Below are 7685 nucleotides of genomic sequence, written 5' to 3' on the forward strand. Positions count from 1 at the left end.
GGTTCGATCTGGCTGGTGCGGGGTTAGTCGAAGAGCACGACGACCTTGTCGGCGGCGCCCGGCGTCTTCGCGAGCTCGAGCGCCTCGAGGGCCTCGTCGAACGGGAAGGTGTGGCTGATGATCTTCGCGTACTTGTCGGCGTTCGCGATGATCGCGTCGGTCACCTCGAAAATCTCCGTCGGGTAGCCCATCGAGAGGCGGATATCGAGCTCCTGCTGCAGGATCTCGCCGAAGTTCACCTCGACCGGCTGCTTGTGCACGGCTGGAATCGTGACGACGGCGCGGTGCTTCGCGACCTCGAGAATCGTGGTGATGACCGGCGCAGCGCCCGCGGCGTCGATGAAGACGTCGGTGCCGGCATAGCTGCCGCGGCCGAGTCCGCTGTGCCCCTCGCCGTGCAGCCGGATGAGCGCCTCGCGCACATCCTCCTCCGCCGAGTTCACGACGGCGTCGGCTCCGACCTGGAGCGCCACCTCGAGGCGCGACGGCTGGATGTCGACGACGACCACGTGGCCCACGCCCTTCGACTTCAGGCTGATGGTCGCGCCGAGCCCGATCGGCCCGGCGCCGAAGACGACCGTCGTGTCGCCCTCGCCCGCGCCAGAGCGATTTACCGCATGGTGCGCGACCGCCATCGGCTCGTTCAGTGCCGCGACCTGCCACGGGATCTCGTTCGGGATCACGCGCAGCTGCGTGTTCGGCGCGAAATCCTTTACCACGACGTAAGGCGTGAGCGCGCCCTGGGCGCCGCCCGAGCCGAGCAGCCCATCGGTGAATGCCATCGTGTCGATGACGACGTGGTCGCCGACCGCGACGCCGTCGACGTCGGCGCCGATCTCAACCACTTCGGCGGCCGGCTCGTGGCCGAGCGGGGTCGCGCCCTGGCGCGGCGGGATGCCTCCGACCATCGAGTACATCGCGTCGGAGCCGCAGATGCCGCAGGCGCGGATGCGGAGAAGCACGTCACCGGGGCCGATTTCGGGCTCGGGCACGTCGACCCAGCTGTTCTCGTTCTGACCGGTCACGTAGACGGACTTCATGGCGATTTCCTTTCGAACAGGATGCGCGGGGCGGGGTTCGCGCGCGTGCCCGGAGAATATCAGAACAGGGTTCGGAATTACCGCGAATGCGGCATACTTGCAGGCAACCCGGTGCAGTCAGCGCTGGGAGCGGGGGGGGGGGGGNGTGACACGAACTCCCGGGCGCCCTCGCCAGACGACGCACGCCGAGATTCGCGACGTCGCGCGTCGGCTGTTCGCAGAGGCAGGCTACGACCGCGTCTCCCTCGCGCGCATCGCTTCGGCGGCCGGCATCAGCCGCACGACCCTGTTCTCCTACTACCAGGCAAAGGCCGACCTCATGGCCGAGGAGATGGAGGCGCACTCGGCCGCCGCGCTCGCGTATCTGGCGGGGGAGCCCGCCGGGACGGTCCTCGACGTCGTCGCCGAGGCGATCCTCGTTGCCGCCAGGTATCCGATCGCCGACCACGTCGATTTTGCCCAGCGCCGCTCGATCTGCCGCGCGTCGGCCGAGCTCACGGCGCACGTGACCCGGCACGTGGCGCAGCTCACCGCATCCCTCGCCGAATTTGCGAGCGAGCGCGTCGCGCCGGAGGAGCGGACGCTCGCGCGCGACCTCACGCATGCCCTCACGGCGGTGTCGTCGCAGGCGATCGACGACTGGTCGCAGCAACCGCCAGAACAGCCGCTCGACGACTACGTCAGCGCCCGGCTGCGCCCGCTCCTCGAGGCCTGCCGCCACCTCCTCAGTGAAGGCCCCACCCCTTGACTGACCACTCAACGGTTCTGGGCCCACTCATTCGCAGCCTCTACTCGCTGAAGGCCTAGGCAAGGTTGAAGCTGCGGTCGACGGCGCGGCGCCAGCCAGCGCGGAGCTCGGCCACCGCATCCGCCGACATCGTCGGCTCGAAGCGGCGGTCCTCGCGCCAGAGGGCGGCGAGTTCGTCGCGGTCGCGCCAGAAACCGACCGCGAGCCCCGCCGCGAACGCGGCCCCGAGCGCCGTCGTCTCGACGATCTTCGGCCGCACGACCGCCGTCCCGAGCAGGTCGGCCTGAAACTGCATCAGCGCGTCGTTCACGACCATCCCGCCGTCGACCCGCAGCTCCTGCAGCGGCTCGCCGGCATCCGAATTGCAGGCGTCGAGCACGTCACAGCTCTGGTACGCCGTTGCCTCAAGCGCCGCCCGCGCGATGTGCCCCGCGCGCACGTACCCGGTCAACCCGACAATCACGCCCCGCGCGTCCGGCCGCCACCACGGCGCATACAACCCAGAGAACGCCGGCACGATGTAGCAGCCGCCGTTGTCGTCGACCGTCGCTGCGAGCGACTCGACCTCCTCCGACGTGCGAATCAGCCCGAGGTTGTCGCGCAGCCACTGCACGAGCGAGCCGGTCACCGCGATCGATCCCTCGAGCGCGTACCGTGGCGCCTCGTCGCCAAGCTGGTACGCGACGGTCGTGAGCAGCCCGTGCTCGCTGTGCACGATCTGCTCGCCGGTGCCGTAGATCAAGAACGAGCCGGTGCCGTAGGTGTTTTTCGCCTGCCCCTCGCCGAACGCGGCCTGACCGAACGTCGCGGCCTGCTGATCGCCGAGGATGCCCGCGACCGGCACGCCCGGCAGAGGAGTGCGCTCGGCGCAGTGCCCGTACACCTCGCTCGACGAGCGCACCTCGGGCAGGCACGCGCGCGGAATGTCGAAGGCCTCGAGCAGCTCGTCGCTCCAGTCGCAGCTGCCGAGGTCAAGCAGCAGCGAGCGCGACGCGTTGGTCACATCGGTGACGTGCACGCCCGAGCGCGGCCCGCCGGTGAGCCACCAGGTGAGCCAGGTGTCGATGGTGCCGGCGCAGAGCTCGCCCCGCGCGGCCCGCTCGCGCGTGCCGGGATGCTCGTCGAACAGCCACGCGAGCTTGGTCGCCGAGAAATAGGTGTTGAGTGGCAGGCCGGTGCGCTCGCGGAAGCGGTCGACGCCGCCGTCGGCCGCGAGCCGGTTGACGATGCCCTGCGTGCGCGTGTCCTGCCATACGAGCGCGGGATGCACGGGGCGGCCGGTCGCGCGATCCCACAGCACCGTGGTCTCGCGCTGATTCGTGATGCCAACCGCGGCGATGTCGCTCGGGGCGAGCTGCGCCTCGGCGAGCGCCGTGCCCATGCAGGCGCGGGCGTTGCGCCAGATCTCAAGCGCGTCGTGTTCGACCCAGCCGGGCTGGGGGAAGTGTTGCTCGTGTTCACGCTGCGCGCTCGCAACGATCTGCCCGTCGTGATCAAAGATGATCGCGCGAGTCGATGTGGTGCCCTGGTCGAGCGCGAGGATGTAATCGGCCACGCTGCCTCCTGTCGTCGTGCGTCTATTCTGACGCGTTCATCGGCGAGCCCCGGTAGGCTGTGGGGGTGACTGAGATTGAGATTGGCGGCACGAAGCGCGCGCGCCCTGTGTTTGGCCTCGACGACGTGGCAATCATTCCTTCGCGGCGCACCCGCGACCCCGATGACGTCTCGACGACGTGGAAGATCGACGCGTTCACCTTCGACGTCCCCTTCCTCGCTGCCCCCATGGACTCGGTGATGAGCCCGGCCACGGCGATCGCCTTCGGCCAGCTCGGCGGCCTCGGTGTGCTCGACCTCGAGGGCCTGTGGACCCGCTACGACGACCCGACGACGCTGCTCGCCGAGATCGCCGACCTGCCGCAGAAGCAGGCGACCGCCCGCCTTCAGCAGATCTACCAGGAGCCGATCAAGGGCGAGCTCATCAAGGCGCGCCTGCAAGAGATCCGCGATGCCGGCGTCGTCGTTGCCGGTGCGCTTTCGCCGCAGCGCACGCAGGAGTTCTACTCCGACGTGCTCGCGGCCGGCGCCGACGTATTCGTGATCCGCGGCGCGACGGTCTCGGCCGAGCATGTCTCGCAGAACCGCGAGCCCCTCAACCTCAAGAAGTTCATTTACGAGCTCGACACCCCCGTCATCGTCGGCGGCGCGGCCTCGTACTCGTCGGCGCTGCACCTCATGCGCACCGGCGCGGCCGGCGTACTCGTCGGCTTCGGCGGCGGCGCGGCCANGACCACCCGCCGCGTGCTCGGCATCCAGGCGCCGATGGCGACCGCGATCGCCGACGTCGCGAGCGCGCGCCGCGACTACATGGATGAGTCGGGCGGCCGTTACGTGCACGTCATCGCCGACGGCGGCTTCGGCTCGTCGGGCGACATCGTCAAGGCCGTCGCGTGCGGCGCTGACGCCGTCATGCTCGGCGCGGCGCTCGCCCGGGCGACGGATGCGCCGGGTCGCGGCTGGCACTGGGGCGCCGAAGCGCGCCACCCCCGCCTGCCCCGCGGTAACCGTGTTGAGGTCGGCCAGGTCGGCAGCCTCGAAGAGATCGTGCGCGGCCCCTCGGCGACCGCCGGAGGCGCCGCGAACCTCGTGGGCGCGCTCTGCTTCGCGATGGCGACGACCGGCTACACCGACCTCAAGTCGTTCCAGCGGGCTGACCTCGTGGTGAGCCCCACCTCCAATTCGTAGTCACGAGCCGCATGCTGCGCACGATGCTCAAGCCCAAGTGGCTTGCGTTCCTCGCCCTGGTGCTCGTCGTCGTCGTGGCGTTCCTGCTGCTCGGCCGCTGGCAGCTCACGGCGGCGTTCGAATCAGCGGGCACCGCGGCTGACGCCGAGGCCTACGTTGAGCCGGTGCCGCTCGGCGAGCTCATCGCGCCCGACACCTGGGTCACCGACGAGGCCGCCGCGCGGCCGGTTGTGGTCGAGGGGTTCCTCGTGCCCGGCGACTTCGGTGTGGTCGAGGGGCGGCTGCAGGATGGGGTGAGCGGCTTCTGGGTCGTCGGCCATTTTGCGGTCACCGATGACGGCACGACCAGCTTCGGCGGCGTCGACGCGAGCGAGCTGCCGGGCATGCCCGTCGCGCTCGGCTGGGTCGCCGACGAGGTGCAGGCCNTACAGGCGATCGCCTCACTCGCCGCAGCCGAGGCCAGCCTCGGCAGCGCGCAGACGCCACTGGTCGTCCTCGCGAAGCTCGAGGTCGGGCAAGACCCGGTACCCGCGCGCGATGGTGATCCGCAGCGCATCCTCTCGATGTCGCCGGGGCAGCTCATCAACACCTGGGCGACCGAGGCATCCGACTACTACCCGGCCTGGCTGCTCGCGACCGCCGGCCTGCCGGTGCCGGCCCCGCTCGAGGCCATCGATGTCGTGCCCATCGACGACTCGCTGCAGATCGATCTGCTGAACATCTTCTACGCGATCGAATGGCTCGTCTTCTGCGCCATGGCCATCTACATCTGGTGGCGCATGGTGCGCGACGACTACCTCACCACGAAGGCCGAGCACACCGATGCTGCCGTGGCCGAGCGCGTGCGCCGCGAACTCCTGCTCGAACTCGCGAATGAGCGCAACCGCGAGCAGCGGTAGCAACCAAGCTCCGCCTCGTACACTCAGCCCATCCCACCCCGACACTTCTGGAGCGCATCCCGTGGCCCGCATCCCTACCCCGACCGAGTTCCCGACCATCCGCAAGCGCCTGCGCTTCTATCAGGTCACCTCGGTGATCACGGGCGTGCTGTTGCTGTTGCTCGTGTTCGAGATGCTGCTGAAGTACATCGGCCACGTTGAGATTGAGCTCGGCGGCCCCTTCGGTTTCCTCGCGCTCGTGCAGGAGGACACGGTCACCGCGATCAACCTCTCGCGTTGGATCCTCATCGTGCACGGCTGGTTCTACGTCATCTATCTCATCAGCTGCTACCTGCTCTGGCAGAAGATGCGGTGGGAGCTCGGCTGGCTGCTCGCCCTCGCTGGCGGCGGCGTCGTACCGTTCCTCTCGTTCATCACCGAGGCACTCATCACGCGCCGCACGAAGCGACTGCTCGGCGAATACCAGGAGATCTGGGACGAAACCGACGACGAGGATGCCCGTGTGGCCCGAGTCGAGGCCGAGCTCAGCGACGAGGAGCGCGCGGCGCTCGACGCGAAGGTCGCGGAGGAAGTGCGGCGTCGGCAGGAGAACTAGACTGGTCGCGTGACTGAAACCGTGACCCAGGCTCGTCCAGTACTGGTCGTCGACTTCGGTGCGCAATACGCGCAGCTGATTGCTCGACGCGTGCGCGAGGCGAACGTCTATTCCGAAATTGTGCCGCACACCATCTCGGCTGCAGAGGTGCGCGAGCGACAGCCGCTCGCCATCGTGCTCTCGGGCGGTCCCGCCAGCGTGTACGCCGACGACGCCGCGAGCTTCGACGCGGAGGTGTTCGGCCTCGGCGTGCCCGTGTTTGGCATTTGCTACGGCTTCCAGACCATGGCGATCGCCCTCGGCGGCGAGGTCGCCAAGACCGGCCGGCGCGAGTACGGCGCGACGAACGTGACGCTCGCGGATGCGGCGGCCGAGTCGACAATCTTCGCCGAGCAGCCCGCGCAGCAGACNTGTGGATGAGCCACGGCGACTCGGTCGTGCGGGCGCCGGAGGGCTTCGAGGTGCTTGCGTCAACCGAGACCACCCCGGTCGCGGCGTTCGGCAACCCCGAGCGCGGCCTCTACGGTGTGCAGTGGCACCCCGAGGTACTCCACTCCGAGCAGGGCCAGGCCCAACTCGAGGCGTTCCTGCGCCGCGCCGCGCAGATTCCCGGCGACTGGTCGAGCGCCTCCATCATCGACGAGCAGGTCGCGCGCATCCGCGAGCAGGTCGGCAGCGACCAGGTCATTTGCGGTCTCTCGGGCGGCGTCGACTCGGCCGTGGCCGCGGCGCTCGTGCAGCGCGCGGTGGGCGAGCAGCTCACGTGCGTGTTCGTCGACCACGGCCTGCTGCGCAAGGACGAGCGCGAGCAGGTCGAGCAGGACTACGTTGCGGCCACCGGCGTGCGCCTCGTGACCGTGGATGCGCGTGAGCAGTTCCTCGGGCACCTCGCGGGCGTGACCGACCCGGAACAGAAGCGCAAGATCATCGGCCGCGAGTTCATCCGCGTGTTCGAGCAGACCGCGGCCGACCTCGTCGCCGAGTCGCGTGCCGACGGCGATTCGGGCGAGATCAAGTACCTCGTGCAGGGCACGCTCTACCCCGACGTCGTCGAATCGGGCGGCGGTACCGGCACCGCGAACATCAAGTCGCACCACAACGTCGGTGGCCTGCCCGAAGACATGACCTTCGCCCTCGTCGAGCCGCTGCGCGCCCTGTTCAAGGACGAGGTGCGCGCGATCGGCCGCGAGCTCGGCGTGCCCGAGGTCATCGTCGCCCGCCAGCCCTTCCCGGGCCCCGGCCTCGGCATCCGCATCATCGGCGAGGTGACGCAAGAGCGGCTCGACCTGCTCCGCGAGGCCGACGCGATCGTGCGCGAGGAACTCACGGCAGCCGGCCTCGACCCGCAGATCTGGCAGTGCCCGGTAGTGCTGCTCGCCGACGTGCGCTCGGTGGGTGTGCAGGGCGACGGCCGCACCTACGGCCACCCGATCGTGCTGCGCCCCGTCTCGAGCGAGGACGCGATGACGGCCGACTGGACTCGCCTGCCCTACGACGTCACGGCGCGCATCTCGAACCGCATCACGAACGAGGTCGACGGCGTCAACCGCGTCGTGCTCGACGTGACCTCGAAGCCGCCGGGGACCATCGAGTGGGAGTAGTCCCGCGCATCCTGACCTGACGGTTTCGGCCCGACGGTACGGAAAACGGCCGTGGCCCCG

At 69.4% G+C, this 7685-nt stretch carries 6 protein-coding genes and 1 pseudogene; 5 read left to right on the forward strand and 2 right to left on the reverse strand.

The window, feature by feature from the left end; translation table 11 throughout:
* Positions 1-23: 23 nt before the first annotated feature.
* Complete coding sequence (locus tag ID132_RS06205; protein WP_125107044.1) at positions 24-1040, reverse strand: zinc-dependent alcohol dehydrogenase; 1017 nt, start codon at positions 1038-1040, stop codon at positions 24-26.
* 145 nt (positions 1041-1185) lie between these two features.
* Between ID132_RS06205 and ID132_RS06210 the strand changes: the two genes are divergently transcribed.
* Positions 1186-1788, forward strand: a complete 603-nt coding sequence (locus ID132_RS06210; RefSeq protein ID WP_164509755.1) for a TetR/AcrR family transcriptional regulator — start codon at positions 1186-1188, stop codon at positions 1786-1788.
* A gap of 55 nt (positions 1789-1843) precedes the next feature.
* Here the strand turns inward: ID132_RS06210 and glpK are convergent, their stop codons facing one another.
* Positions 1844-3343 carry a glycerol kinase GlpK gene (glpK, locus tag ID132_RS06215; RefSeq protein ID WP_193128128.1) on the reverse strand — a complete coding sequence of 500 codons (1500 nt, stop codon included), beginning with the start codon at positions 3341-3343 and terminating at the stop codon, positions 1844-1846.
* Positions 3344-3408: 65 nt separating this feature from the next.
* On the opposite strand from glpK, the gene ID132_RS06220 reads away from it, so the two are divergent.
* The 4 genes and pseudogenes from ID132_RS06220 (at position 3409) to guaA (ending at position 7625) form a co-directional block, all read left to right on the forward strand.
* Positions 3409-4530, forward strand: a complete 1122-nt coding sequence (locus ID132_RS06220) for a GuaB3 family IMP dehydrogenase-related protein (RefSeq protein ID WP_193128129.1) — start codon at positions 3409-3411, stop codon at positions 4528-4530.
* 23 nt (positions 4531-4553) lie between these two features.
* A complete protein-coding gene (locus tag ID132_RS06225) occupies positions 4554-5429 on the forward strand; it encodes an SURF1 family cytochrome oxidase biogenesis protein (protein WP_193128130.1) in 876 nt (291 codons plus the stop codon).
* A 61-nt stretch (positions 5430-5490) separates the two neighbouring features.
* Entirely contained in the window at positions 5491-6024 is a 534-nt protein-coding gene (locus tag ID132_RS06230) for a DUF3817 domain-containing protein (RefSeq protein ID WP_241209143.1), read from the forward strand.
* Between the two features lie 9 nt (positions 6025-6033).
* Positions 6034-7625, forward strand: a pseudogene (gene guaA, locus ID132_RS06235) (glutamine-hydrolyzing GMP synthase).
* Positions 7626-7685 lie beyond the last annotated feature (60 nt).

It is taken from the genome of Gulosibacter sediminis, assembly GCF_014904065.1.
In the GTDB taxonomy this organism is placed as follows: Bacteria; Actinomycetota; Actinomycetes; order Actinomycetales; family Microbacteriaceae; genus Gulosibacter; species Gulosibacter sediminis.

What these genes read in the sequence shown, in the direction of transcription:
- ID132_RS06205 (WP_125107044.1), bottom strand. Translation starts at nt 1,040, where the DNA reads ATGAAGTCCGTCTACGTGACCGGTCAGAACGAGAACAGCTGGGTCGAC.